The 23,531-nt window shown below is 63.1% G+C and carries 21 protein-coding genes and 3 tRNA genes; 13 read left to right on the top strand and 11 right to left on the bottom strand.

Annotated elements, in window-relative coordinates:
* Window positions 1-73: 73 nt before the first annotated feature.
* The 4 genes from puuE (at window position 74) to ACS7SF_RS15490 (ending at window position 3,303) form a co-directional block, all read left to right on the top strand.
* On the top strand, window positions 74-1,036 hold the full coding sequence (gene puuE / locus ACS7SF_RS15505) for an allantoinase PuuE (protein WP_439890594.1): 963 nt from the start codon (window positions 74-76) through the stop codon (window positions 1,034-1,036).
* Window positions 1,033-1,554 carry a 2-oxo-4-hydroxy-4-carboxy-5-ureidoimidazoline decarboxylase gene (gene uraD / locus ACS7SF_RS15500; protein ID WP_439890593.1) on the top strand — a complete coding sequence of 174 codons (522 nt, stop codon included), beginning with the start codon at window positions 1,033-1,035 and terminating at the stop codon, window positions 1,552-1,554. Before puuE ends, uraD (ACS7SF_RS15500) begins: the two co-directional genes overlap by 4 nt.
* Window positions 1,555-1,852: 298 nt before the next feature.
* Window positions 1,853-2,335, top strand: coding sequence for a 2-oxo-4-hydroxy-4-carboxy-5-ureidoimidazoline decarboxylase (gene uraD, locus ACS7SF_RS15495; protein WP_439892775.1), 483 nt, complete (start codon window positions 1,853-1,855; stop codon window positions 2,333-2,335).
* Between the two features lie 194 nt (window positions 2,336-2,529).
* The gene (locus ACS7SF_RS15490) at window positions 2,530-3,303 is read left to right on the top strand and encodes an outer envelope protein (RefSeq protein ID WP_439892774.1); all 774 of its coding nucleotides are present in this window, start codon (window positions 2,530-2,532) and stop codon (window positions 3,301-3,303) included.
* A gap of 103 nt (window positions 3,304-3,406) precedes the next feature.
* Here the strand turns inward: ACS7SF_RS15490 and ACS7SF_RS15485 are convergent, their stop codons facing one another.
* Together ACS7SF_RS15485 and ACS7SF_RS15480 are read right to left on the bottom strand one after the other, a co-directional pair.
* On the bottom strand, window positions 3,407-5,728 hold the full coding sequence (locus tag ACS7SF_RS15485; protein ID WP_439890592.1) for an NADP-dependent malic enzyme: 2,322 nt from the start codon (window positions 5,726-5,728) through the stop codon (window positions 3,407-3,409).
* 294 nt (window positions 5,729-6,022) lie between these two features.
* Window positions 6,023-6,679 (bottom strand): DUF4136 domain-containing protein, encoded by a 657-nt coding sequence (locus tag ACS7SF_RS15480; RefSeq protein ID WP_439890591.1) that lies wholly within the window; start codon window positions 6,677-6,679, stop codon window positions 6,023-6,025.
* Window positions 6,680-6,829: 150 nt separating this feature from the next.
* Here ACS7SF_RS15480 and pepN point away from each other — a divergent pair, with 150 nt between their 5' ends.
* The 3 genes from pepN to ACS7SF_RS15465 all read left to right on the top strand — a co-directional run bounded on the left by pepN (window position 6,830) and on the right by ACS7SF_RS15465 (window position 10,765).
* Window positions 6,830-9,544: an aminopeptidase N gene (gene pepN, locus ACS7SF_RS15475; protein ID WP_439890590.1), complete on the top strand. Its 2,715-nt coding sequence runs from the start codon at window positions 6,830-6,832 to the stop codon at window positions 9,542-9,544.
* A 52-nt stretch (window positions 9,545-9,596) separates the two neighbouring features.
* Window positions 9,597-10,613, top strand: coding sequence for a class 1 fructose-bisphosphatase (locus ACS7SF_RS15470; RefSeq protein ID WP_439890589.1), 1,017 nt, complete (start codon window positions 9,597-9,599; stop codon window positions 10,611-10,613).
* 76 nt (window positions 10,614-10,689) lie between these two features.
* Window positions 10,690-10,765, top strand: a tRNA-Thr gene (locus ACS7SF_RS15465).
* A 59-nt stretch (window positions 10,766-10,824) separates the two neighbouring features.
* On the opposite strand, the gene lysM is transcribed toward ACS7SF_RS15465, so the two are convergent.
* Window positions 10,825-11,310, bottom strand: coding sequence for a peptidoglycan-binding protein LysM (gene lysM, locus ACS7SF_RS15460; RefSeq protein ID WP_439890588.1), 486 nt, complete (start codon window positions 11,308-11,310; stop codon window positions 10,825-10,827).
* Window positions 11,311-11,577: 267 nt separating this feature from the next.
* On the opposite strand from lysM, the gene ACS7SF_RS15455 reads away from it, so the two are divergent.
* The gene (locus ACS7SF_RS15455; RefSeq protein WP_439890587.1) at window positions 11,578-12,612 is read left to right on the top strand and encodes an extracellular catalytic domain type 1 short-chain-length polyhydroxyalkanoate depolymerase; all 1,035 of its coding nucleotides are present in this window, start codon (window positions 11,578-11,580) and stop codon (window positions 12,610-12,612) included.
* 9 nt (window positions 12,613-12,621) lie between these two features.
* Here the strand turns inward: ACS7SF_RS15455 and ACS7SF_RS15450 are convergent, their stop codons facing one another.
* The 3 genes from ACS7SF_RS15450 to ACS7SF_RS15440 all read right to left on the bottom strand — a co-directional run bounded on the left by ACS7SF_RS15450 (window position 12,622) and on the right by ACS7SF_RS15440 (window position 14,445).
* A complete protein-coding gene (locus tag ACS7SF_RS15450; protein WP_439890586.1) occupies window positions 12,622-12,927 on the bottom strand; it encodes a hypothetical protein in 306 nt (101 codons plus the stop codon).
* A gap of 81 nt (window positions 12,928-13,008) precedes the next feature.
* Window positions 13,009-13,428 carry a YXWGXW repeat-containing protein gene (locus ACS7SF_RS15445; RefSeq protein WP_439890585.1) on the bottom strand — a complete coding sequence of 140 codons (420 nt, stop codon included), beginning with the start codon at window positions 13,426-13,428 and terminating at the stop codon, window positions 13,009-13,011.
* A 120-nt stretch (window positions 13,429-13,548) separates the two neighbouring features.
* Complete coding sequence (locus tag ACS7SF_RS15440) at window positions 13,549-14,445, bottom strand: transcriptional regulator GcvA (protein ID WP_439890584.1); 897 nt, start codon at window positions 14,443-14,445, stop codon at window positions 13,549-13,551.
* Window positions 14,446-14,585: 140 nt separating this feature from the next.
* On the opposite strand from ACS7SF_RS15440, the gene ACS7SF_RS15435 reads away from it, so the two are divergent.
* Window positions 14,586-15,419: an EamA family transporter gene (locus ACS7SF_RS15435; RefSeq protein ID WP_439890583.1), complete on the top strand. Its 834-nt coding sequence runs from the start codon at window positions 14,586-14,588 to the stop codon at window positions 15,417-15,419.
* Between the two features lie 9 nt (window positions 15,420-15,428).
* Here the strand turns inward: ACS7SF_RS15435 and greB are convergent, their stop codons facing one another.
* The gene (gene greB / locus ACS7SF_RS15430) at window positions 15,429-15,992 is read right to left on the bottom strand and encodes a transcription elongation factor GreB (protein ID WP_439890582.1); all 564 of its coding nucleotides are present in this window, start codon (window positions 15,990-15,992) and stop codon (window positions 15,429-15,431) included.
* 135 nt (window positions 15,993-16,127) lie between these two features.
* Here greB and ACS7SF_RS15425 point away from each other — a divergent pair.
* Both ACS7SF_RS15425 and ACS7SF_RS15420 read left to right on the top strand, forming a co-directional pair.
* Window positions 16,128-16,204 (top strand) — tRNA-Arg (locus ACS7SF_RS15425).
* 209 nt (window positions 16,205-16,413) lie between these two features.
* A tRNA-Arg gene (locus ACS7SF_RS15420) sits at window positions 16,414-16,490 on the top strand.
* A gap of 131 nt (window positions 16,491-16,621) precedes the next feature.
* On the opposite strand, the gene ACS7SF_RS15415 is transcribed toward ACS7SF_RS15420, so the two are convergent.
* The 4 genes from ACS7SF_RS15415 to ACS7SF_RS15400 all read right to left on the bottom strand — a co-directional run bounded on the left by ACS7SF_RS15415 (window position 16,622) and on the right by ACS7SF_RS15400 (window position 21,241).
* Entirely contained in the window at window positions 16,622-19,036 is a 2,415-nt protein-coding gene (locus ACS7SF_RS15415) for a RelA/SpoT family protein (RefSeq protein ID WP_439892773.1), read from the bottom strand.
* A gap of 244 nt (window positions 19,037-19,280) precedes the next feature.
* A complete protein-coding gene (rpoZ, locus tag ACS7SF_RS15410; protein ID WP_004630929.1) occupies window positions 19,281-19,484 on the bottom strand; it encodes a DNA-directed RNA polymerase subunit omega in 204 nt (67 codons plus the stop codon).
* Window positions 19,485-19,622: 138 nt separating this feature from the next.
* Entirely contained in the window at window positions 19,623-20,288 is a 666-nt protein-coding gene (gene gmk / locus ACS7SF_RS15405; RefSeq protein ID WP_426397828.1) for a guanylate kinase, read from the bottom strand.
* A 17-nt stretch (window positions 20,289-20,305) separates the two neighbouring features.
* Window positions 20,306-21,241, bottom strand: a complete 936-nt coding sequence (locus ACS7SF_RS15400) for a YicC/YloC family endoribonuclease (protein ID WP_439890581.1) — start codon at window positions 21,239-21,241, stop codon at window positions 20,306-20,308.
* A gap of 143 nt (window positions 21,242-21,384) precedes the next feature.
* Between ACS7SF_RS15400 and ACS7SF_RS15395 the strand changes: the two genes are divergently transcribed.
* Together ACS7SF_RS15395 and ACS7SF_RS15390 are read left to right on the top strand one after the other, a co-directional pair.
* The gene (locus ACS7SF_RS15395) at window positions 21,385-22,410 is read left to right on the top strand and encodes a serine/threonine protein kinase (RefSeq protein ID WP_426397824.1); all 1,026 of its coding nucleotides are present in this window, start codon (window positions 21,385-21,387) and stop codon (window positions 22,408-22,410) included.
* Window positions 22,411-22,503: 93 nt separating this feature from the next.
* On the top strand, window positions 22,504-23,418 hold the full coding sequence (locus ACS7SF_RS15390) for a PP2C family protein-serine/threonine phosphatase (RefSeq protein WP_439890580.1): 915 nt from the start codon (window positions 22,504-22,506) through the stop codon (window positions 23,416-23,418).
* Window positions 23,419-23,531: the final 113 nt, after the last annotated feature.

The following is a 23,531-nucleotide window of genomic DNA, read 5'->3' as shown; positions in this document are numbered from 1 at the left end:
GTCGTGAATTCGGAAAGCCGCATTCCACCGTCTGACCGGTGTTGTATGAAGTCTCCTCGATCTCAGAAAAATCATGACCAACAATCACTACCCGCGCGATCTGATCGGTTACGGCAAGAACCCGCCCAACGCCAATTGGCCGGGCGGCGCGCGCGTGGCCCTGCAGTTCGTCCTGAATTACGAAGAAGGCGGCGAGAACTGCGTGCTGCACGGCGATGCCGGCTCCGAACAGTTCCTCTCCGAAATCATCGGTGCGGCTGCCTACCCTGCTCGCCACATGAGCATGGAAGGCATCTACGAATACGGCTCGCGCGCGGGCGTGTGGCGCATCCTGCGTGAGTTCGAGAAGCGCGGCCTGCCGATGACGATCTTCGGCGTGTCGATGGCCCTGCAACGGCACAAGGACGTGACGCAAGCCTTCGTCGACCTGGGCCACGAAATCGCGTGCCACGGCTGGCGCTGGATCCACTACCAGAACATCGACGAAGCCACCGAGCGCGAGCACATGCGCATCGGCGTCGAGATCATCCGCCAGATGACCGGCAATGCGCCGCTGGGCTGGTACACCGGCCGCGACAGCCCCAACACGCGCCGTCTGGTGGTCGAGCACGGCGGCTTCGCCTACGACGCCGACTACTACGGCGACGACCTGCCCTTCTGGACCGAAGTCGAAACCTCGGCCGGCGAGACCAAGCCCCATCTGGTGGTGCCATACACACTCGACACCAACGACATGCGCTTCGCCAGCCCGCAAGGCTTCAACACGGGCGACCACTTCTATCAGTACCTGAAAGACGCCTTCGACGTGCTGTATGAGGAAGGCGACCCCAACGGCCTGGCCGCACCGAAGATGCTGTCGATCGGCATGCACTGTCGTCTGCTGGGCCGCCCGGCGCGTTTCCGGGCGCTGCAGCGCTTCCTGGATTACGTGCAATCGCACGACAAGGTGTGGATCTGCCGGCGCATCGACATCGCCAATCACTGGATGCAGCACCACCCGTACGCAAAGCAACCCGTTTCGAGCACCGCAGCATGAGCCAGACCACTTACACCCTCTCGCAACTCAACGGCATGGACGCTGCGCAATTCGTGCAGACGCTGGGCGGCATCTACGAGCACTCGCCGTGGGTGGCAGAACAGGCTGCCACGCAGCGCCCGTTCGCCTCGGCTGATGCGCTGACCGCTGCGATGCGCAACGCCGTTGATACCGCCGACATTGATTCCCAACTCAAGCTCGTGCGCGCTCACCCGGAACTCGCCGGCAAGGCCGCCGTGCGTGGCGAACTGACGGCCGAGTCGACGCGCGAACAAAGCGGCGCGGGCCTGAATCAATGCGCGCCGGAAGAGTTCGCGCGCCTGCAGGCACTCAACGCCCAGTACAACGAGAAGTTCGGCTTCCCGTTCATCCTGGCGGTGCGCGGCTATGACCGTCACGGCATCATCGACAACTTCAGCAAGCGTGTTGAGAACGATCGCGACACTGAGCTGCGTACGTCGCTGGAACAGATTCATCGCATCGCCGGTTTCCGTCTGAACGATTTGATTTCAGGCTGACAGCACGACGCTGCCAATGTAGCGAGCACGGGGCGCTGCCCGGCCGGAATGCCTGACCGGCCGGTCCGCGATTGCACCAGAGAGTGCAGCGTGGTGTGCGGCACAAGACCTCACAGGAGACAACAACATGCAGTGGACCATCAAGCGCGGTGTCACGACGTTTGCCATGGCGTCCGCGTTCGCGGTGATGAGCGCAAGCGCCATTGGCCAATCGCCGGAATCAAAGCCCGCCGCACAGCCGCAAGCGGCCAGCGCCAAGCATGCGCACACCACGTATTCCATCCCGCAACTCAATGCGATGGATCACGCGCAGTTTGTGCTGGCGCTGGGCGGTGTCTACGAACACTCACCGTGGGTGGCCGAGCGCGTCGCCGCGCAACGCCCGTTTGCCTCGGCCAACGCACTGCGCGCCGCCATGCGCCAGACCGTGAGCAACGCCGGTGAAGCGCAACAGATCAAGCTCGTACGCTCGCATCCGGAACTGGCTGGCCGTGCTGCCGTGCGAGGTGAGATGACCGCAGCCTCGACGCGTGAGCAAGGCGGCGCAGGACTGACCCAACTGACGCCCGAAGAGTTTGCACGCCTGCAAGATCTGAACAAGCGCTACAGCGAGAAGTTCGGTTTCCCATTCGTGATGGCCGTACGTGGCTACGACCGGCAGGCCATCATCGATGCCCTCGCTACCCGACTGAACAACGACCGCGACACCGAGCTGCGTACGTCGCTGGAGCAGATCGACCGCATCGTCGGTTTTCGTCTCAACGATTTGATTTCAGGTTAATCAGTACAACAACGCTGTGGGTGCGGTGTCATGGGGCATGGGACACCGCCCGGCATGGAGCCTGACCGGCCGGCCTGCGACTGCATCAGCGAATGCGGCGCAACCCGCAGCGAATCCATCAACAACGGAGGAGATAGGAAATGCAGTGGAACATCTTGCGCGGCGCCGCCGCGTTTGCCGTGGCGACCAGCGCCATGTTCATCAGCGCAGCAGATGCGGGGGCAGTGGAATGGAGCGATACCTCAATCGGCTATCGCTATGGCACCCAATTCGCAGAGCCATTTGTGGGTGACGGCATTCACAAGAACATTTTCAACTTCACGCACGCCAGCGGATACAAGTACGGCACCAACTACCTGAACGTCGATTTCCTGCAGTCAGACAGCAAGGACGCCAACGCGCAGGAAGCCTATGTCGTGTATCGCCATACGCTGGATATTGGCAAGGTGCTCGACAAGAACCTCAGCGCCGGGCCCATCCGCGGTTATGGTTTGACCGCCGGTTTTGACTGGAACACCAAGAACGACCCCGGCTACGCGTCGAAGAAACGCATGCTAGTGGTCGGCCCGACGGTGATGATGGACGTGCCGGGTTTCCTGAACATCAGCCTGCTGATGCTGTGGGAGAGCAACGAGCCGGTTGGGGTCACAAGCCGCTACCATTACAAGGCGCACCCGATGCTGAATGCCGCATGGGGCATCCCCATTGGATCGACGGGTCTGTCGTTTGAAGGGTATGCCAACTACATCGCGGCCAAGGGCAACAACGAATTCGGCGGCGGCACTGCACCGGAATTGAATATCGACGCCATGCTGATGTACGACCTGGGCACGCCCTTGCATCTGGGCAAGAACACGCTGCGCGTGGGCATTGAATATCAATACTGGCGCAACAAGTTCGGCAACCCGGCATCGGTGCCGGGCTCTCTGGCAAAAACGCCGATGGTGCGCGCCGAATACCACTTCTGAACGCGCAGCCCCAGCCACAAATAAAAACGGCGCCTGAAGCGATTCAGGCGCCGTTTTTCTTGGGGCCGCTGATAGGCAGCGGCCCACTTAGCGTATCAACCGATCAACGCGCAGCCGACACGTCTGCCACCGCCAGCGCCGTCATGTTGACGATGCGGCGCGACGTAGCCGACGGGTTCAGGATGTGCACCGGCTTGGCCGCACCCAGCAGGATCGGGCCCACCGTCACGCCCTGGCCGCCCGTGATCTTGAGCAGGTTGAACGCGATATTGGCCGCATCCAGCGTCGGCATCACCAGCAGGTTGGCGCTGCCAGCAAAGGCGCTCTTGGGCAGGAAGTGATGGCGGATATCTTCCGACAGCGCCGCATCGCCCTGGATCTCGCCTTCCACCTGCAGCTCCGGCGCTTCAGCCTTCAGCAGGTCATACGCAGCGCGCATCTTGCGGGCCGATGCGCTCTTCGACGAGCCGAACATCGAGTGCGACAACATCGCCACCTTCGGCTCCTGGCCGAAGCGGCGCACTTCTTCTGCCGCCAGCTTGGTGATGTCGGCCAGTTCTTCCGCGCTCGGGTTCTCGTTGACGAACGTGTCGGTGATGAACAGCGTGTGCTTTTCCAGCATCAGGCCGTTCATGGCGGCGAACACCTTGGCGTTCGGCGCCAGGCCGATCACGTCGCGCACGTGCTCCAGGTGCGCGTCGAAACGGCCCACCGTGCCGCACAGCATCGCATCGGCATCGCCTAGGCGCACGAGCAGTGAGCCGATCAGCGTGTTCGAGCGGCGCAGTTGCGACTTGGCCATGTCCGGCGTCACGCCGTTGCGGCCCATCAGTTCGTGATACGCGCTGTGGTACTGGTGGAAGCGCGGATCGTCTTCCGGGTTCACCAGCTCGAAATGCACGCCCGGCTTCAGGCGCAGGCCGGCCTTCTGGATGCGCATTTCGATCACGTGCGGACGGCCGATCAGGATCGGCTTGGCCAGACCTTCGTCCACCACCGTCTGCACGGCACGCAGCACGCGCTCTTCTTCACCTTCGGCGTAGACAACGCGCTTCGGGTTGGCCTTCGCAGCCGAGAACACCGGACGCATGGTCAGGCCGGTGTGATACACGAAGTCGCTCAGTTGAGCGCGATAGGCGTCGAGATCCTTGATCGGGCGCGTGGCCACGCCGGACTCTTCTGCGGCCTTGGCAACAGCCGGAGCGATCTTCTCGATCAGGCGCGAATCGAACGGCTTCGGAATGATGTAGTCCGGGCCGAAGTTCAGGTCCTGGCCGGCATAAGCCTGCGCCACGGCGTCGTTGGTTTCGGCTTCGGCCAGCTCGGCAATCGCCTTCACGCAGGCCAGCTTCATCGCTTCCGTGATCTTGGTGGCGCCGCAATCGAGCGCGCCGCGGAAGATGTACGGGAAGCACAGCACGTTGTTGACCTGGTTCGGGTAGTCCGAACGGCCCGTGGCGATGATGCAGTCCGGGCGCGCGGCCTTGGCCACTTCCGGGCGGATTTCCGGTTCGGGGTTGGCCAGCGCCAGGATGATCGGCTTCGGCGCCATGGTCTTGACCATGTCGGCGGTCAGCACGCCGGCGGCCGAGCAACCGAGGAAAACGTCGGCATCGCGCACGATGTCAGCCAGCGTGCGGGCCGACGTGTCTTGCGCATAGCGTGCCTTGTTGGCCTCCATCTTGGCGTCGCGGCCAACGTAGATCACGCCCTTGGAGTCGACCACGTAGACGTTCTCGCGCTTCACACCCAGGCCCACCATCACGTCCAGGCACGCAATCGCCGCAGCACCAGCGCCCGACACCGCCACCTTCACCTTGGCGATGTCCTTGCCGACCACCTTCAGACCGTTGAGCAATGCAGCCGACGAGATGATCGCCGTGCCGTGCTGGTCGTCGTGGAAGACGGGGATGTTCAGGCGATCACGCAGCTTCTGCTCGATGTAGAAGCACTCCGGCGCCTTGATGTCTTCCAGGTTGATACCGCCCAGCGTCGGCTCCAGCGAGGCGATGATGTTGACCAGCTTGTCCGGATCGCGCTCGGCCAGTTCGATATCGAACACGTCGATGCCGGCAAACTTCTTGAACAGGCAGCCCTTACCTTCCATCACCGGCTTGCTGGCCAGCGGGCCGATATCGCCCAGGCCCAGCACGGCAGTGCCGTTGGTGATCACGCCGACGAGGTTGCCGCGCGAGGTGTACTCGGCTGCCAGCGCCGGATCCTGCTCGATCGCCAGACACGGATACGCCACGCCCGGCGAGTACGCCAGCGACAGGTCGCGCTGGTTGATCAGGGCCTTGGTCGGGCGCACCTCGATCTTGCCGCGCGTCGGGGCACGGTGATATTCGAATGCGGCACGGCGCAGTTCGGCCTCGGCGCCGTTGTCTTGAGTATCGGGCGAGGCGTCGTGGAGCTTGTCGTTCATTTTGATGAATCCTGATGGAGTGTTCCGCAGATGAAGCGCGCATGCGCTCAGGCAGAAGCACCCGAGTACGGAGTGGCGAAAAACAGGGAAAACCAGAGAAATACGGAAGCGAGGCCGCAAGCGTTGCGGGGCACCGTCAGAGGGGTGGCGACGGGGCGCAGGCAGCGCCGGCCACGGGTGGCGGTCGGCGCGAAGTGGAATGGATTGACAACGCTCAAGCGGAGTACGGCTGGCGGCCTACAAATTAGGTCACGCATTCTAACGTAGACCGCCGGCCAAACCCACTCGGGCGCACTACTTAGGCGCCGCTGGGGGTGCTGGTTTCACCTTTGGATCAACGGGCAGCTCCACGAGGATCGGCCGGGCGTTCGGCGCGGGGAAATTGGCGAAGGCACTGCGGATCAGATACGGCATCACGGCGGTGAGCGAGCCATCTCCGCCCTGCGTCTGCGCCGTCACCTGATAGACGCGCTTGCCGGTAGCAGCCTCGTCAATCTCTGCATGAAAGGCATAGAACGGCACCTGCACGTTGGTTTCCACATATTGCGGACCCCACGGGCCCCAAGGCCCCCACGGACCACGCCATGGCCCCCACGGCCCCGGTCCCCAGTACGGATCAGGGTAGACCGGCTGGCGCACCTGCACGAGGCCGGTGGCGGTTGAATAGCTCAGGCGAACGACATAGCGTGCGCTGGCACGCGGCACGCTGGTAAAGCCATGGGCAGCCAGCTGATCGGACGTCCAGGCCTCGTAGGTTTGCCGTTCCAGATCGTTTTGCTGCGCTGCACTATGCTCGAATGCATAGGTGCGCGGCGGCGTATCGTCCCAGCCAGGCTGCTTGAATGCCGTCACCTGGCTGGTCACGGTACTGGCGCACCCCGCCAGCAGGCTGGCTGCCATCAGCGCGCCAGCCATCGGCCAGATGCCCGAGGTCTTGATCCATTTCCACATAAAAACTCCCCTACGCTCAATCAGACAGGTACTTGCAGCGCAAGACACATTGCGCCCGGCGCTCTATTCAGAGTCATGCCGCGCGCCGAAGATTCCCGCCAGTACAATGGCCTTTTGCGACCGCAGACAACGCAGATAAGGATGTTACCGATGTTGCGCACCGATACCGCCGTCACGATTTACCGCAAGGACTACACCGCGCCCGCCTTCCGCATTGACGAAGTGGCGTTGGAAATCGACCTCGTGCCCGAGCGCACGCGCGTAGTCAATCGCCTGCGCATGACGCGCACGGCTGCCGGCAAACCGCTCGTGCTGGTGGGCGAAGGGCTGGAGCTAGCGGGCGCAACCGTTGATGGCCAAGCCCTGTCGGGCCTGCAAGCCGACGGCGATACGCTCACCATCGATGCCGTGCCCGCCGAGGTGGATGCCAGCTTCACGCTGGAACTCACCACGTTCTGCAACCCCGCCGCCAACTCCTCGCTGATGGGGCTGTACGTGTCCAACGGCAACTTCTTCACGCAGTGCGAGGCCGAGGGCTTCCGCAAGATCACCTACTTCCTTGACCGCCCGGATGTGATGACGGTCTACACCGTCACGCTGCGCGCATCGAAGGCCGATTACCCGGTGCTGCTGTCCAATGGCAACCTCGTCTCTGAGAGCGATCTGCCGGACGGCCGCCACGAAGCCGTGTGGCATGACCCGTTCAAGAAGCCGTCGTACCTGTTCGCGCTGGTGGCGGGCAAACTGGAATGCATTGAAGAGCGCATCCAGTCCGCCTCGGGCAAGGAGAAGCTGCTGCAGGTGTGGGTCGAATCGCAAGACATCGGCAAGACGCGTCATGCGATGGACTCGCTCATCCACTCGATCCATTGGGACGAGCGCCGCTTCGGGCTGGAGCTCGATCTGGACCGCTTCATGATCGTCGCCGTGGGCGACTTCAACATGGGCGCGATGGAGAACAAGGGCCTGAACATCTTCAACACGAAGTACGTGCTGGCCAATGCGGAGACCGCCACCGATGTGGACTTCGCCAACATCGAGTCGGTGGTCGGCCACGAGTACTTCCACAACTGGACCGGTAACCGCGTCACCTGCCGCGACTGGTTCCAGCTGAGCCTGAAGGAAGGCCTGACGGTGTTCCGCGACCAGGAGTTCTCCGCCGACATGGCAGCGCTTGCAGGCAATGAAGCCGCCGCCGCAAGCGCCCGCGCCGTCAAGCGCATTGAAGACGTGCGCCTGCTGCGCCAAGCGCAATTCCCAGAAGATGCCGGCCCGATGGCCCACCCGGTGCGCCCCGATAGCTACGAAGAGATCAACAACTTCTACACCGTCACGGTGTACGAGAAAGGCGCGGAAGTCGTGCGCATGTACCAGACCCTGCTCGGCCGCGACGGCTTCCGCAAAGGCATGGACCTGTACTTCCAGCGCCACGACGGCCAGGCCGTCACCTGCGACGATTTCCGCGCCGCCATGGCCGATGCCAACGGCCGCGACCTCACGCAATTCGGCCGCTGGTACAGCCAGGCCGGTACACCAGTCGTGGCAGTCGAAGGCCATCACGACGCGGCCACGCGCACCTACACGCTCACGCTGCGCCAGCGCTGCGAGCCGGTCGGTATCGAAGTGAACAGCGGCATCCAGAAGCAGCCGTTCCACATTCCGTTTGCAGTGAGCTTGATCGACGCCCAAGGCCGCGATCTGCCGCTGCGCTTGCGCGGTGAAACCGCATCGCCTTCGCCCGTCACCACGCGTGTGCTGGACTTTACTGAGGCCAAGCAGACCTTCATTTTCGAAGACATGGCCGAAGCGCCGCTGCCCTCACTGCTGCGCAATTTCTCGGCGCCGGTCGTCGTCGAATACGGCTACACCACCGAGCAGCTCACCTTCCAACTCGCGCACGATTCCGACCCGTTCAACCGCTGGGAAGCCGGCCAGCGTTTGGCCACCGATACGCTGCTGCGCATGGTGTCGGACATCCAGCACGGCCGCGCTCCTGTGGTGGATCCGGCGCTGGTGGAAGCGCTACGCGCCGTGGTGGCAGATAGCTCGCTCGACCCCGCTTTCCGCGAGCAAATGCTGATCCTGCCGGCCGAGAGCTATCTCGCCGAGCGCATGGATGTGGCCGACCCGGCCGCCATTCACACCGCGCGCCGCACGCTGCGCCGCACGCTGGCCGAAAAGCTCAATAGCGAGCTGCTGCGCGCCTATCAGGACAACCTGACCGAAGGCGCCTACTCGCCCGATGCCGTGTCCGCTGGCAAGCGTGCGCTCAAGAACATCGCGCTGGGCTATCTGGTGGAAACTGAAGCCCAGGAAATGCTCACCCCGGCATTGGCCCTGGCCGAGCAGCAATACGCGCGCGCTACCAACATGACCGACCGCATGGGCGCACTCTCGGCGATGGTCGCCAGCTATGCGCCGGGCCGTGAAGCCGCATTGGCCGACTTCTACACGCGCTTTGCCGACGACGCGCTCGTCATCGACAAGTGGTTCTCGCTGCAAGCCGTACAACCCGGCGGCGCTGGCAAACCGACGCTGGAAACCGTGCGCGCGCTGATGGCACATCCGGCCTTCACGTTGCGCAACCCGAACCGCGCGCGTTCGCTGATCTTCAGCTTCTGCTCGGGCAACCCTGCGCAGTTCCATGCCGCCGATGGCTCTGGCTACGCGTATTGGGCTGAGCAGGTGCTGGCGCTCGACGCCATCAACCCGCAGGTGTCCGCACGCCTGGCGCGCGCGCTGGACCGCTGGCGCAAGTACGTGCCCACGCTGCGCGACGCCATGCAGGACGCGCTCAAGCGCGTGGCGGCCCACCCGAGCCTCTCGCGCGATGTGCGCGAGATCGTCGGCAAGGCACTGGCGTGATGCAGTCTGTTACCCAGTGTGTCGTAAAATCGCGCCCGTCTCAGGAGAACCCATGAAGCGCATCAACCTCACCCGCTACCTGATCGAAGAGCAGCGCGAGCACAACACCATCCCTGGCGAGCTGCGTCTGCTGCTCGAAGTCGTGGCGCGCGCCTGCAAGGCGATCTCGCACAGCGTCAACAAGGGCGCACTGGCCGGCGTGCTCGGCTCAGCCGGCACCGGCAACGTGCAAGGCGAAACCCAGCAGAAGCTGGACGTGATCGCCAACGAAGTCCTGCTCGAAGCCAACGAATACGGCGGCAACCTGGCCGCCATGGCCTCGGAAGAAATGGAATCGTTCTACGAGATTCCGCACCGCTATCCGAAGGGCGAATACCTGCTGCTGTTCGATCCGCTCGACGGCTCGTCCAACATTGACGTGAACGTGTCGATCGGCACGATCTTCTCGGTGCTACACATGCCCAAGCCGGGCGAAACCGTGACCGAAGCCGATTTCATGCAGCCCGGCGCCAAGCAGGTCGCTGCCGGCTATGCCGTGTACGGCCCGCAGACCACGCTGGTGCTTACCGTCGGCAACGGCGTGCACATGTTCACGTTGGACCGCGAAGTCGGCAGCTTCATCCTGACCAGCCGCGACGTGAAGATCCCGGCCGATACGAAAGAATTCGCCATCAACATGTCGAACATGCGCCACTGGGCCCCGCCCGTGCGCCGCTACATCGACGAATGCCTGGCCGGCACCGAAGGCCCGCGCGGCAAAGATTTCAACATGCGCTGGATCGCCTCGATGGTGGCCGACGTGCATCGCATCCTCACGCGCGGCGGCATCTTCATGTACCCGTGGGACAAGCGCGAGCCGGGCAAGGCCGGCAAGCTGCGCCTGATGTACGAAGCCAACCCGATGGCCTTCCTGGTGGAACAGGCCGGCGGCGCGGCCACCAACGGCCATCAGCGCATTCTCGACATCCAGCCCGAGAAGCTGCACCAGCGCGTCTCCGTCGTCCTCGGCTCCAAAAACGAGGTGGATCGCGTCACGCAGTACCACTTGGAAGCCGAAAAAACGGCGTAACCACGCCGTGTAAGGTCAGTGTTTCAGCGGCTCTTGCAGAGCAACAAAAAGTTCTGTTAGAATCGCTGTTTCCGACGCCGCTGTAGCTCAGTCGGTAGAGCAGCGCATTCGTAATGCGAAGGTCACCAGTTCGATTCCGGTCAGCGGCACCAGAATTCAAAAAGCCCAGTCTTCATCGACTGGGCTTTTTGCTTTGGCCTTGCGAAACCGATCAGATTTTCGGGATCCGCAGCTTCTGCCCCGGATAGATCTTGTTCGGGTCCGAGAGCATCGGCTTGTTCGCCTCAAAAATCACCGGGTACTTGTTCGCATCCCCGTAGGCCTCCTTGGCGATGGCCGACAGCGTGTCTCCACGCTCCACGGTGTGCCAGTCCGATTCTTCCGACTCGGTATTCACCGACATCTGGTCATCCACCGATTTGATCCCTTCGACGTTGCCGCAGCACAGGATGATCTTCTCGCGCGTTGCCTGATCCGGCGCCACGCCAAACACCTTGGCAGCATCGCCCTCCACCTGCACGGACAACGCCGTGGCGCTCAGGCCTTGCTGGGCGATGTAGTCCTGAATCGCTTGGCCCTTTGCATCGTCAGCAGCCTTGGCAGCGTCGGCATCGGCGGATGCATCGGCCGGGGCGGCGGCAGCGCTGCCGCGGAACAGCTTTTCGCCAGCCTCTTTGATGAAGTCAAAAAAACCCATAACGACCTCCATAAGTACACAACGGGGAACGGGAAATCAGCAGGCGCAGAACAGCCGGGGTGCGCCCTCCGCCGCAGTGTAGCCCCTCACGTGCGGTGCCTCCATGACATGCGCCGGCAAATGCAAACTTTGTGGCCGCTAGCATGCTGCAGCGCAGCAAGATCGCTGACACAATGGTCTCATGCTGAAACACTTGCGATACGCCGGTGAGGCAAGCACCATCGCTCTCATCCGGGCTATTTGCCGCTGCCAATGAACCGCATCTGGATGAAATCCATTTCCCGGCTGGTCGACGCGCTCACCACGCCGGGCTTTGGCCGCCAGACGTGGCCGCCCAAGCCCGTCCGCCCCGCCAAACCCAGCACGCGCCGAGAGGCCGGGCGCCGCATCCACTCTACGCCCACCGAAGGCACCTTCGCGCGGGAGCAATTCATCTACGAACCGGAATCGCCCGCCGTTGTAGCGCGCCGGCCAGAGTATTGGCTTTACACGCCCCCGCTGCGCGGCAGCAAGCCACCGGCGCTGATGGTGATGCTGCATGGCTGCAAGCAATCGGCCGAAGTACTAGCCCACGGCACGCGCATGAATGCGCTGGCCGACCGCGAAGGCTTTCTGGTGCTGTATCCGGAGCAACCGCGCCGCGCGCATCCCCAATGCTGCTGGCATTGGTACGACCCGGAACACGCTGGCGCTCGCGAGGCCGACGGCATTGCACAGTTGATCGCGCAAACGCTAGCGCAGACCGGCGCTGACCCGTCGCGCGTCTATCTGGCAGGGCTGTCTGCCGGCGCCGGCTTGGCAGGCTTGATGGCGCTGCGGCATCCGAACCTCTTCGCCGCGCTGGCGTTGCACTCGGGGCCAGCTTTGGGGGTCGCGCGCACAGCCGCTTCCGCGCTGAACCTGATGCGCCGCGGCGCACGCGTGGACCCGCTCGAAGCGCTGTCCACCTTGGTGAACGTGCCTACCTACCCTGGCATGCCGACGATGATCCTGCACGGCCTGCGCGACGAAGCCGTCAACCCGGCCAATCAGGCGCAGTTGGCGGCGCAGTTTCGTGCACTGAATCATCTGAGCGATGCACCGGGTGTGTCGCGCGAAACCTCACGCGGCGAAGGCTTCGTACTGCGCAATGACATGCGCGATGGCGACTGCGTCGTCAGCCTATGCCAACTGACCGCGACCGGCCACGCCTGGAGTGGCGGGGACCCGCGCTACGCCTTCCATGCAGCAGGGCCAGACGCGACCTGGCTGTGGTGGCAATTCGCGCGGCGTCACGCGCGCGACACCGCGCTGGCTGCGTAGGCAGCAGACCTATAGATCGATCGAGCGCTGCAGGCTCTCGCGCCCGAGCAGCTCATCGATCAAACCGTAGCCGCGCGACAGGGCCGCATCCTCCGCTGCTTCACGCGTCGGCAACGGGCGCTCATCGTGCGAATGCGCAACGAGTGTCTCGACGGCAGTCGGGTCCGCGCCGGACTCACAGATCCGCACAACGAAGTCCCATTGCGTCGGCACCGATGCGCCCTTCTCCGCCCTACGTTCTGCACGCGGGATGGCCAACACGTAGACGTCGAAATCCTTGTACAGCTCGGTGCGCCAGTTTGATTCCATGGTCATGCCGCCTCCGATGAGCGTGTCGACATGGCCAGCACGCCCGCAAAAAACAGGCCGACGCATGGTCGGCCTATCGTTACAGCATCAGCATTCACCCTTCTTGGCGTGGCCCGGAGGGCAGTGGTAGCGTCCGCGATCATCATCGTCGCGATCACGGCGGCCATGCCAGCGGCGGTCGTCGCCACGATCCCAGCCACCCTCGCGCATCTCCCAGCCACGCGGGCCTTGCTCCCAACGCGGCTCGCGCCAGTGGTAGCCCTCCCGGCCGTGCTCACGATAACCGTGACGCCAGACATAACGACCATCGCGCCATTGCCAGAAACCCGGCACCCACACGTAGCCCGGCTCCAGCACCGGAACCGGCTCATATTGCGGCGGCGGTGGCGCGTACGCTGGGCCGATCTGCACACCAATCGACACCTGTGCCTGCGCAGGCAAGGCAATCATGCCCGCCACACCCGCAGCGGCAAGACTCGCGGCGAGAATCCATGCGTTCTTTTTCATGTGGGTCCTCCTTCAACTTTCCAGTGCAACTGAAATTGATTGGATCGTAGCATCGGCCACACCGCTTGCCTGTAGGGTGTTACGCGGCGTTACCTCCGTTACGGGAGGCCGACAATGTGTTCACGTTTGCGTGATGTTTTGGGGGCGCGCCTCCCCTAGCCACGCGCAAAATGCTTGCACCACCTCATCGCCAAGATTCCGCACTGGGCAGTACCAGTAGTAGCTGCGCGCGACCAGGGCCAGGTCCGGAAACGGCGCCACCAGGCGCCCCTCTTCCAAATCGTCGGTGATGAGCGCAGACGGCCCCATTGCCACACCGAGTCCATCGATAGCCGCCTGGATCGACAGGTAGAAATGCTCGAAGGTGAGCGCATGTGCTGGGCGCAGGTCAGGCACACCGGCCAGCACAAGCCAGCTCGGCCAGACCGACGGCAAGGTATCTGAATGCAGCAGCGTGTGATGGCGCAAATCCGCTGGCGTGGAGAGCGGCAAGCGCTCCAGCAGCGCCGGGCTGCATACCGGAAAACGACTTTCATCGAGAAAGCGCCCCGATTGAAAACCCGCGTGGATTTCCGGCCCGCCACGGATGATCACGTCAAAGTTATCCGGCAGACGTTCGATTTCCTCGGTGGACGTTGTCAGGCGAACCTCCACGCGCGGAAAGCGCCGCTGAAACGTCGACAGCCGAGGGATCAGCCAGCGCATCGTAAAGGTCGGGATGCTGTTGACGCGCAAGATTCGCACCGCATCGCGATCACGCAGCGATTGGCTAGCCGCGCTGATGCGGTCGAGCGCCACGCCGATCTCCGACAAATAGCGCTGCCCCGCATCCGTCAATTCCACACGCCGATTCAACCGACGGAACAGCGGCACGCCCAGCCAGGCCTCCAGCATCTGGATCTGCCGGCTGATGGCGCCGTGCGTCACGCTCAGCTCTTCGCCCGCGCGCGTGAAGCTGAGATGGCGCGCCGCCGATTCAAAGGCACGCACCGCGTTCAACGGGGGCAGCTTTCGCATTTCACGTGAGTTTTTCGCACATATCGGGTCAGTATATATCGATTGTTGACCACTACTTGCCGCGCTACGCTGGCGTCTTCCCGCTCCCGCCATCCGCCTCGGGTGAGGAAAATCGACTCGAACGTTGCCCGCCGCCCACTGTGACTCCCGCCGTCATCGCTCTGGTGCTCTGCGCCGCTCTGCTCCACGCTTCCTGGAATGCACTGCTGAAAAGCGGCTCGGATCGCCTGCGCGCCATTACGTTGATGACGCTGGCTTCGGGCGTCGCCGCAATACCGATGGCGACCGCGTTGCCGCTTCCCGCGCCGGCCGCATGGCCGTATGTGGCGCTGTCCGCGGTGCTGCACGTGGGCTACAACGTGTTCCTCGCGCGGGCGTATCGGTTTGGCGAGTTCGGGCAGGTGTACCCGATCGCACGCGGATCATCGCCCTTGCTCGTGACGATCGGCGCAGCCATGTTCGCCGGGGAAATGCCGGGCGCCGTTGCCCTCGCGGGCGTCGTGCTGGTGAGCGGCGGCATTCTCAGCTTGGCGCGCGGCCGGAAGGCCGACCTCGGGTCCACGCTGGCGGCGCTCACCACCGGCGTGTTCATCGCGTGCTACACGGTGTGCGATGGCATCGGCGCGCGGGCGGCCGGCAACGCCAACGCGTATTCCGCGTGGCTGTTCATGCTCGACGGGCTACCCATGGTGCTGCTCTATCGCGTGTGGAAGGGCCCGCTGAATATCGACGTGCGCGATGCCAATACGCTCAAGACGTTCGGCGGCGGCGTGGTCTCGCTCGTCGCATACGGCATCGTCATCTGGGCGGTGACGCTCGCGCCGATGGGGCCGGTGTCAGCCCTGCGCGAAACATCGGTCGTCTTTGCGGCGCTCCTCGGCCGGCTGTTTCTGAAGGAGTCGCTCACGGCGCGACGCTTGTCTGCGTGCTCCGTAATTGCCTTCGGCGCCTATTGTCTCGGGCACCCCGCGTGAGCACCTCGCTCAAGCATTTCGCGGCGGATATTTGACTTGCAGGATGTCGATCTGCTCGACGCCCGTGGGCGTGCGCAGCGGCACCGTATCGCCCTCGCGCGCCTTGATGAGCGCACGCGCAATCGGCGAGATCCAGCTCACGTGCCCGATATCCAGATCGACCTCGTCCATGCCGACGATGGTGATGGTGGTTTCATCGCCATCTTGATTGGCATAGGTGACGGTCGCGCCGAAGAAGATCTGATCGTTATCGCCCTGCAGGCTGGCATCGACCACTTCTGCTTTTTCGATACGGCGCGTGAGAAAGCGGATGCGACGGTCGATCTCGCGCAAGCGCTTCTTGCCGTAGAGATAGTCACCGTTCTCGGAGCGGTCACCATTCGATGCGGCCCACGACACGATGCTCACCACCTCGGGGCGCTCGGTGTCGATCAGGTGCATCAGCTCGGTGCGCAGGCGTTCATAGCCCGCGGGCGTGATGTAGTTCTTCGAGCCTGGCGGCAAGGGCGCTGCGCCCTCGGGCAGATCGTCTTCGTCATCGCCGGCATCTTCCCGGACGAAAGCTTTGTTCATGATGCAACCAACGGACAGACACGGTGGATCGGGGCTCCATTATAGAAAGTTGGCCCCATCGACGTCCCCGGCGAAGAAAAGTGGAGAAGGGGGTTCACAAAATCGGAAAACTCTGTATAATCTCATTTCTCGGTTGCGGCTGTAGCTCAGTTGGATAGAGTACTTGGCTACGAACCAAGGGGTCGTGGGTTCGAATCCTGCCAGCCGCACCAACCTAATCAGTACAAAAAGGGCTTCCAGAAATGGAAGCCCTTTTTGTTTGTCTGCTCGCCCATCACTTCTCAGCACCGCCAAACGCAAGGCACAAGCGCGAAGCGTCAGCAAAGCGAGGCAAGAAGCGAGCGAGAACTACGAGCCTCATCTTTCCTAGCGATATACGTGATTCGCGCGCAAATCATGTGTATAATCGCGCGCTTCGGTTGCGGCTGTAGCTCAGTTGGATAGAGTACTTGGCTACGAACCAAGGGGTCGTGGGTTCGAATCCTGCCAGCCGCACCAACCTGATCCGTATAGAAAAGGGCTTCCAGAAATGGAAGCCCTTTTCTTTTGTCCCGCCCACCTTGCGCGCATTGGCGCAAACAAAAAAGGCGAAGCCCAATGGCCTCGCCTTTTTTGCTGGTCGCCGCGCGTCACTCGCCGCCGCGATCCCGAGCGATGCGAATCACATCCGGGTTGCGACGCAGCGCGCGCATCACGTCAGCTAAGTGCGCGCGGTCATGCACTTGGATCAGGAACGTCATGTACGTGGCCTCCTGAGCGCCCTCCTGCTCCATCGACACGTGTGCCACGTTGGCATCGGCTGAAGTCAGGTCCGCCGCCACGCGCGCGAGAATGCCCTTGGTATTGCGCACCAGCACCTTGATCGACACGTCGAACGCGCGTGTCGTGTGCTCGGCCCACATCACATCGATCCAGTGCTCCGGATCCTTGCCGTGCAAGCGCTTGGCGACACGGCATTCCTGCACGTGAATCTGCAATCCCTCGCCCTTGCCGATATAGCCGACGATCGGATCACCCGGAATCGGGCGGCAACACGGCGAAAACACCATCGCCATGCCCTCGTCGCCGCTCACCGTAACGGCAGGCGCCTCTTCACCCGTGAAGGTATGCATGGCCGCCATGAGGGCTTCATCACCTTCGTGCGCGCCCTCTTGCAGGATGATCTCGATGCGGCGCGCGACCACAGCGGCCACACGGCGGCCGAGCGCCAAGTCTGCGAAGACATCTTCGCGCGCCTTGTTGCCCGTCCACTGCACAATGCGCTCCCACACCTGCGCGGACACCGCCTTCATGTCGATGCCGAGCTGGCGCAGCGCCTGCTCCAGCAAGCGCTCGCCAAGCTGGATGGCCTCGTCGAGCTTGGCCGTCTTGAGGAAATGGCGGATCGCCGCGCGCGCCTTGCCCGTGCGCACAAACGTGAGCCACGCCGGGTTCGGCTTGGAGTACGGCGCCGTCACCACTTCGACGATGTCGCCGTTCTTCAACTCCGTGCGCAGCGGCAGCAGTTCGTTGTTGATCTTCACGGCCACGCACTGGTTGCCTAGATCGCTGTGGACCGCGTAGGCGAAATCCAGCGCCGTGGCGCCACGCGGCAACGCACGGATCTCGCCCTTGGGCGTGAACACGTAGACCGCGTCCGGGAACAAGTCGATCTTGACGTGCTCCAGAAACTCCTGCGAATCGCCCGTCTGGCTCTGGATGTCGAGCAACGACTGCAGCCACTGATGCGCCTGTTGCTGCGCGCGATCCGGCTCGTCCTGATGCTGCTTGTACATCCAGTGCGCAGCCACGCCCGCCTCGGCAATCTGGTTCATCTCGCGCGTGCGGATCTGGAACTCCACCGGCGTGCCGAACGGCCCCACCAGCGTCGTGTGCAGCGACTGATAACCGTTGATCTTCGGGATGGCGATGTAGTCCTTGAACTTGCCGGGCATCGGCTTGTACAAGCTGTGCAGCGCGCCGACCGTCATGTAGCACTGCATCTGCGTGTCGACCACCACGCGAAAGCCATACACGTCCAGCACCTGCGAGAACGACAACTGCTTGTCGTGCATCTTGCGGTAGATGCTGTAGAGCGTCTTTTCTCGCCCCGTCATCTCGGCGGGAATGCCGGCGTCCGTCAGCGCGCGTTGCGCCGTCTCTAGAATACGGCTCACGACTTCACGCCGATTGCCGCGCGCGGCTTTCACAGCTTTCTCAAGCGTGGCATACCGGAACGGCGAGCCAATGCGGAAGCTCAGTTCCTGCAGCTCGCGGTACGTCGTGTTGAGGCCAAGACGGTGCGCGATCGGCGCGTAAATCTCCATCGTCTCGCCGGCAATGCGGCGGCGCTTTTCAGGCGGCACATGGTCGAGCGTGCGCATGTTGTGCGTGCGATCGGCCAGCTTGACGAGAATCACGCGCACATCGCGCGCCATCGCGAGCAGCATCTTGCGGAAGCTCTCCGCCTGCGCCTGCTCGCGGCTCTGGAATTCGAGCTTGTCCAGCTTGGTCAGGCCGTCGACCAGTTCAGCGACCTTGGGGCCGAATTTCTCGGCCAGCTCGCTCTTGGTCACACCCTGGTCTTCGATCACGTCATGCAGCAGCGCCGCCATGATCGATTGCACATCCAGCTTCCAGCCCGCGCAGATCTCTGCCACGGCCACGGGGTGCGTGATGTACGGCTCGCCGCTCTGGCGATACTGGCCGAGGTGCGCCTCGTCGGAAAAGTGGAACGCCTCTTTCACCAGCTTCAGATCAGCCGGCTTCAGGTACGACAGCTTCTCGGTCAGCCCCGAAATGGAAACGACTTGCTGGCGCGGCGGCGTGGCCGGCTGCGAAGTCGGCCCAAACAGATGCCGGTAGGTCTGCTCCAGTACCGCGTCGATAAACAGCGTGTCGGCCGCCTCGGGTTTGGCTGCCGGGGCTGCAACCTCAGCGGCTGCTCCCTTGGGCGACTTGGGCGGCAGCGCAGCCCGCTCCCCGACCAGATCGGCACCACGCGGATCGGGCAAATTCGGTGCGCCAGTACGCGGCGACCCAGGGCCAGAAGCGGATGTCGGCATGGAAACGATGGAAGCGGTAGGGGAAACAGGCTGCGGCGTGGAGGCACCGCTCTCGCCCAGTGCAGGATCAGACGACCCCGCAGGCGACTCCACCGGCGGCACGTTGTGGTCGTGTGCGGCGGAGTGCTGTGTCCTGGGCGAAGAAGAAGCGGGCGAGGTAGGCATGCCGGGGTCTCGTGCAATCGCGAGCGATGGCCGCGATCAGTCGCCAGGGCAGCGTACCACGCCAGTCAATGCACTCTGCTCAGGACGGAACCTTCTTGAGCATTTCGATACCGACCTGGCCTGATGCGATCTCGCGCAATGCGGTCACGGTCGGCTTGTCTTTGGCATCGACCTTGGGCGTGTGGCCCTGAACCAACTGACGCGCGCGGTACGTTGCGGCCAGCGCCAATTCGAAGCGATTCGGAATCTGTTTCAAGCAATCTTCGACGGTAATACGCGCCATGAAAACTCCACCTGGTGGCAAATCTTGTTGATATCGATATTTTAGCAGCAGCGCAGCACTCGGCCCTCAAAGCGCATCGGCGCGGGCGCTACCACACTTTTGCAATCGCGCTGAAAAACACGATTGCACTGCACCTGTTCAGTGAATGCCCAACTCGACGAAAAGCTCGCCGTGACGCGCTTTCTGGGCACCGAAGCGCAGTCGCGTGGCCTGCACAACCGTGCGTAGTTCAGCCAGCGCAGTATTGAAGTCTTCGTTGATGATGACGTAGTCGGCCTCAGGCGCGTGCGCCATTTCGGAGCCGGCCGCCAGCAGGCGACGCACGATCACGTTGGGCTCGTCCTGCCCGCGCTTCTTCAGGCGCTCTTCGAGGGCCGGGAGCGACGGCGGCAGGATGAAGATTTCGACCGCATTGGCAAAGCGCTGGTGCACCTGCTGCGCACCCTGCCAGTCGATTTCCAGCAGCACGTCGGTGCCGGCGCGCATCTGCTCTTCGATCCACACACGCGAGGTGGCGTAGTAGTTGCCGTGCACTTCGGCCCATTCAAGAAACTCGCCGCGGTCTCGGCACGCCTTGAACTCATCGACAGTCATGAAGTTGTATTCGCGGCCGTGCTGCTCGCCGGGGCGCGGCTTGCGCGTGGTGGCCGACACCGACAGCCGGATCGTCGAATCCTGCGCGAGCAGCGCATTCACCAGCGTCGATTTGCCGGCGCCGGACGGTGCCACGACCATGAACAGGCTGCCGGGGAAATGATTCTCGATGGGCGTATCGACCGCAGAGTGCGCTTGAGAGGTTGGCATGTTGTCGTTCTAGGGAGTTATTCGAGATTCTGGACTTGCTCGCGCATCTGCTCGATCAGCAGCTTGAGCTCCATCGATGCATCGGCCAGCTCCTTGGCGGCGGCCTTGGAGCCCAACGTGTTCGCCTCGCGGTTGAGCTCCTGCATCATGAAGTCCAGGCGCTTGCCGATTTGGCCGCCCTTTTCCAGGATGTGGCGCGTCTCGCGCAGGTGCGCTTGCAGGCGCGAGAGTTCTTCGGCGATGTCGATGCGGATGCCGTACACCGTGGCTTCCTGGCGGATGCGTTCGGACAGTTCGTCGCGCGTCAGTGCCGGCGTGCCTTCCGGTGCGGCCAAGCCGAACGCCTCACGCAGGCGCTCGGTCAGCTTGTCTTGGTGCTGCTGGATCAGCGCCGGCACCATCGGCGTGAGCTGCTCGACGATGGCGAGCATGGCGTCCACGCGGTCAAGCAGCATCGCCTTGAGTGCATCGCCTTCGCGGCGGCGCGATTCCAGAAGTTGCTTGAGCGCCTCTTTGGCGGCGTTGACCACAGCGTCCCGCAGGGCATCTTGCGTGAGCTGAGGCTCCGCCAGTACGCCGGGCCAGCGCAGAATTTCACCCATGCGCAGGGAACCCGAAGCCGGCAGATGGCGCGTCACTTCCTGCTCCAGCTTGGCCAACTGTTGCAACACGCCGACATTGAGCGCCGCAACGTCGCTGGCGGCTTCCTGGCGTTGCAGGTTGATCCGGCACTCCAGCTTGCCGCGCGACAGTGCGCCCATCAGCATCTCGCGCAGGGCCGGCTCGAAAGCGCGGCACTCTTCCGGCGCGCGGAACAGCAAATCCAGGAAACGCGAATTGACGGTGCGGAATTCGACCGACACGGTGGCGACGTTTCCGCTGGGAGCGCCGTGGGCGTCGGTAAAGGCTGCCTGGCGTGTGGCAACGCCGTAGCCGGTCATGCTGTGGATCATGGACGTGGTGTGTTTTGGTCGAATCAGGGAATCCGGCGTCGGTTTTAACGCCCGGAATTGGCGGGGAATCCCCCACCTTTTTTCGGTTTACAACGTGTGGACTGGTCAGGGAGAATCCGACTGCTATTTCGCCACACAAACCCATGACAGAGTCAAAAGGCTCAGGACAGCCACGCAGCGCCCCATTACCGGTCGGCACCCTGCTGTCCAATTACCGTATTGTAAAGAAGTTGGCCAGCGGGGGGTTCAGCTTCGTCTATCTCGCCACCGATGAACATGGGACGCCGGTGGCCGTGAAAGAATATCTGCCGTCTTCGCTGGCCCGTCGCGCGCCAGGCGAGTTGATTCCGGTCGTCCCTGAAGAAAGCGCGAGCGCATTCCGCCTCGGGCTCAAGTACTTCTTCGAAGAAGGCCGGTCGCTGGCCAAGATTTCCCACCCTGCCATCGTGCGTGTGCTCAATTTCTTCCGGGAAAACGGCACCGTCTATATGGTGATGACGTATGAGCAGGGCAAAACGCTGCAGGAGCACATCCTCAACGCGCGCCAGCAGGGCAAGCTCAAGATGCTGCGCGAGCGCTTTATCCGCCAGGTCTTCCATGACCTGATGAGCGGCCTGCGCGAAGTCCACATCCACAAGCTGCTGCACCTCGACATCAAGCCGGGCAACATCTACCTGCGCGAAGACCATTCGCCGATCCTGCTCGACTTTGGCGCCGCACGGCAGACGCTCACCGCCGAGGCCTCGCGCTTCCAGCCGATGTACACGCCGGGCTTTGCCGCGCCGGAGTTGTATCGCAAGCACAACGAATTGGGGCCGTGGACGGACATCTACAGCATCGGCGCCACGATCTATGCCTGCATGGCCGGCACCCCGCCGCAAGAGGCCACCCAGCGCGAGAAGGAAGACAAGCTGGAAGAAAGCCTGGAGCGCCTGCGCAAGGCCTACACCGGCAGCCTGATCGACATGGTTGGCTGGTGCCTGAAGATGAAGCCGGAAGAGCGCCCACAGAGCGTATTCCGCCTGCAAAAGGTGCTGCGCGAAGAAAGCAATGCGCTGACAGAAATGCAGGCGCTGACCGCCGTTACGCAAGGCGGCCCAGTGCCCGAAGAAAAAGAGGCGTTGACGACGCGTTTCATGAGCCGCCTGTTGCGCCGCCGGGACAACTGACATCCGGGCCGGGGAGTATGATTCCCAAGCGGTGGGCACGCGGTAACGGGACCAGCGGCCACACCGTTTTCCATTCCCGAATTCTCTTTCGCAATGCGCTTCTCGGTTTATCAAGAAAGCAAAAAAGGCGCGCGACGCGTCAACCAGGACCGCATGGGGTACTGCTTCACGCGCGACGCCATGTTGATGGTGCTGTGCGACGGCCTGGGGGGCCACTCGCTGGGTGAAGTCGCGGCGCAGCAGGCGCTGCAGACCATGGCGCGCCAGTTCCAGCGCCACGCGCGTCCATCGATTCGCAATCCGCGTGATTTCCTGCACGAGAGCATCATGCTCGCGCACCGCGACATCCACCGCTATGCAGAAACCAACGGCCTGCCGGATGCGCCGCGCACTACCATCGTCTGTGCGCTGGCCCAGCGGGGCTCGCTGCACTGGGCCCACGCGGGCGATTCGCGCATGTACCTGATGCGCAAGGGCGAACTGGTGACGCGCACGCGCGATCACTCCAAGATCGAAAACCTGCTGCAACAGAACCGCGTGCTGCCGATGCAGGTGGCCAACCACGCCGAGCGCAACAAGATCTACAACTGCCTGGGTTCGCCCAACCTCCCGCTGATCGACATCGGCGGGCCGGTCGACCTGGAGCCGGGCGACGTCGCCATGCTGTGCTCCGATGGCCTGTGGGGCAGCGTGCAGGAAGACGAACTGGTCAACACCTGCACCAGCTTCTCGGTCACGCAGGCGATTCCGGAACTGATTGCCCGTGCGCTACGCAACGCCGGTGACACCGCCGACAACACCACTGCCATCGCGATGATGTGGGAGCTGGACGCCGTCACCACCACGCAGGATTCGGTGCAGACCGACACCCTGCCGCTGAACGCCTTCACCACATCCATCCTGGACGCCCCGCAAAGCGAATCGGGGCTGATGTCGGAAGAGGAAATCGAGCGTTCCATCGCCGAAATCCGCGCCGCCATCGACAAGACCAGCAATCTGACGCGCTGAGCGCCACCGAGCCACACCGCGCTGTCCCTCACCACCGGCCCGCCCTGCCCGCATCACGCTGGCAGCGCGGGCCGGTATCATGTCGGGTTATCCGTTTTCTCAAGCGAGCCCCA

Origin of the sequence: Ralstonia sp. 25C (assembly GCF_051904805.1) — a bacterium.
GTDB lineage: Bacteria > Pseudomonadota > Gammaproteobacteria > Burkholderiales > Burkholderiaceae > Ralstonia.
Note: the sequence above shows the minus strand (reverse complement) of the source record. Positions and strands in the feature narration are given on the sequence as shown.

Excerpts from the sequence above, each read along its gene's own strand:
- puuE (WP_439890594.1), top strand. The coding sequence starts at position 74 with ATGACCAACAATCACTACCCGCGCGATCTGATCGGTTACGGCAAGAAC.
- uraD (WP_439890593.1), top strand. The coding sequence starts at position 1,033 with ATGAGCCAGACCACTTACACCCTCTCGCAACTCAACGGCATGGACGCT.
- uraD (WP_439892775.1), top strand. The coding sequence starts at position 1,853 with ATGGATCACGCGCAGTTTGTGCTGGCGCTGGGCGGTGTCTACGAACAC.
- ACS7SF_RS15490 (WP_439892774.1), top strand. The coding sequence starts at position 2,530 with ATGTTCATCAGCGCAGCAGATGCGGGGGCAGTGGAATGGAGCGATACC.
- ACS7SF_RS15485 (WP_439890592.1), bottom strand. The coding sequence starts at position 5,728 with ATGAACGACAAGCTCCACGACGCCTCGCCCGATACTCAAGACAACGGC.
- ACS7SF_RS15480 (WP_439890591.1), bottom strand. The coding sequence starts at position 6,679 with ATGTGGAAATGGATCAAGACCTCGGGCATCTGGCCGATGGCTGGCGCG.
- pepN (WP_439890590.1), top strand. The coding sequence starts at position 6,830 with ATGTTGCGCACCGATACCGCCGTCACGATTTACCGCAAGGACTACACC.
- ACS7SF_RS15470 (WP_439890589.1), top strand. The coding sequence starts at position 9,597 with ATGAAGCGCATCAACCTCACCCGCTACCTGATCGAAGAGCAGCGCGAG.
- lysM (WP_439890588.1), bottom strand. The coding sequence starts at position 11,310 with ATGGGTTTTTTTGACTTCATCAAAGAGGCTGGCGAAAAGCTGTTCCGC.
- ACS7SF_RS15455 (WP_439890587.1), top strand. The coding sequence starts at position 11,578 with ATGAAATCCATTTCCCGGCTGGTCGACGCGCTCACCACGCCGGGCTTT.
- ACS7SF_RS15450 (WP_439890586.1), bottom strand. The coding sequence starts at position 12,927 with ATGACCATGGAATCAAACTGGCGCACCGAGCTGTACAAGGATTTCGAC.
- ACS7SF_RS15445 (WP_439890585.1), bottom strand. The coding sequence starts at position 13,428 with ATGAAAAAGAACGCATGGATTCTCGCCGCGAGTCTTGCCGCTGCGGGT.
- ACS7SF_RS15440 (WP_439890584.1), bottom strand. The coding sequence starts at position 14,445 with ATGCGAAAGCTGCCCCCGTTGAACGCGGTGCGTGCCTTTGAATCGGCG.
- greB (WP_439890582.1), bottom strand. The coding sequence starts at position 15,992 with ATGAACAAAGCTTTCGTCCGGGAAGATGCCGGCGATGACGAAGACGAT.
- ACS7SF_RS15415 (WP_439892773.1), bottom strand. The coding sequence starts at position 19,036 with ATGCCGACATCCGCTTCTGGCCCTGGGTCGCCGCGTACTGGCGCACCG.
- rpoZ (WP_004630929.1), bottom strand. The coding sequence starts at position 19,484 with ATGGCGCGTATTACCGTCGAAGATTGCTTGAAACAGATTCCGAATCGC.
- gmk (WP_426397828.1), bottom strand. The coding sequence starts at position 20,288 with ATGCCAACCTCTCAAGCGCACTCTGCGGTCGATACGCCCATCGAGAAT.
- ACS7SF_RS15400 (WP_439890581.1), bottom strand. The coding sequence starts at position 21,241 with ATGATCCACAGCATGACCGGCTACGGCGTTGCCACACGCCAGGCAGCC.
- ACS7SF_RS15395 (WP_426397824.1), top strand. The coding sequence starts at position 21,385 with ATGACAGAGTCAAAAGGCTCAGGACAGCCACGCAGCGCCCCATTACCG.
- ACS7SF_RS15390 (WP_439890580.1), top strand. The coding sequence starts at position 22,504 with ATGCGCTTCTCGGTTTATCAAGAAAGCAAAAAAGGCGCGCGACGCGTC.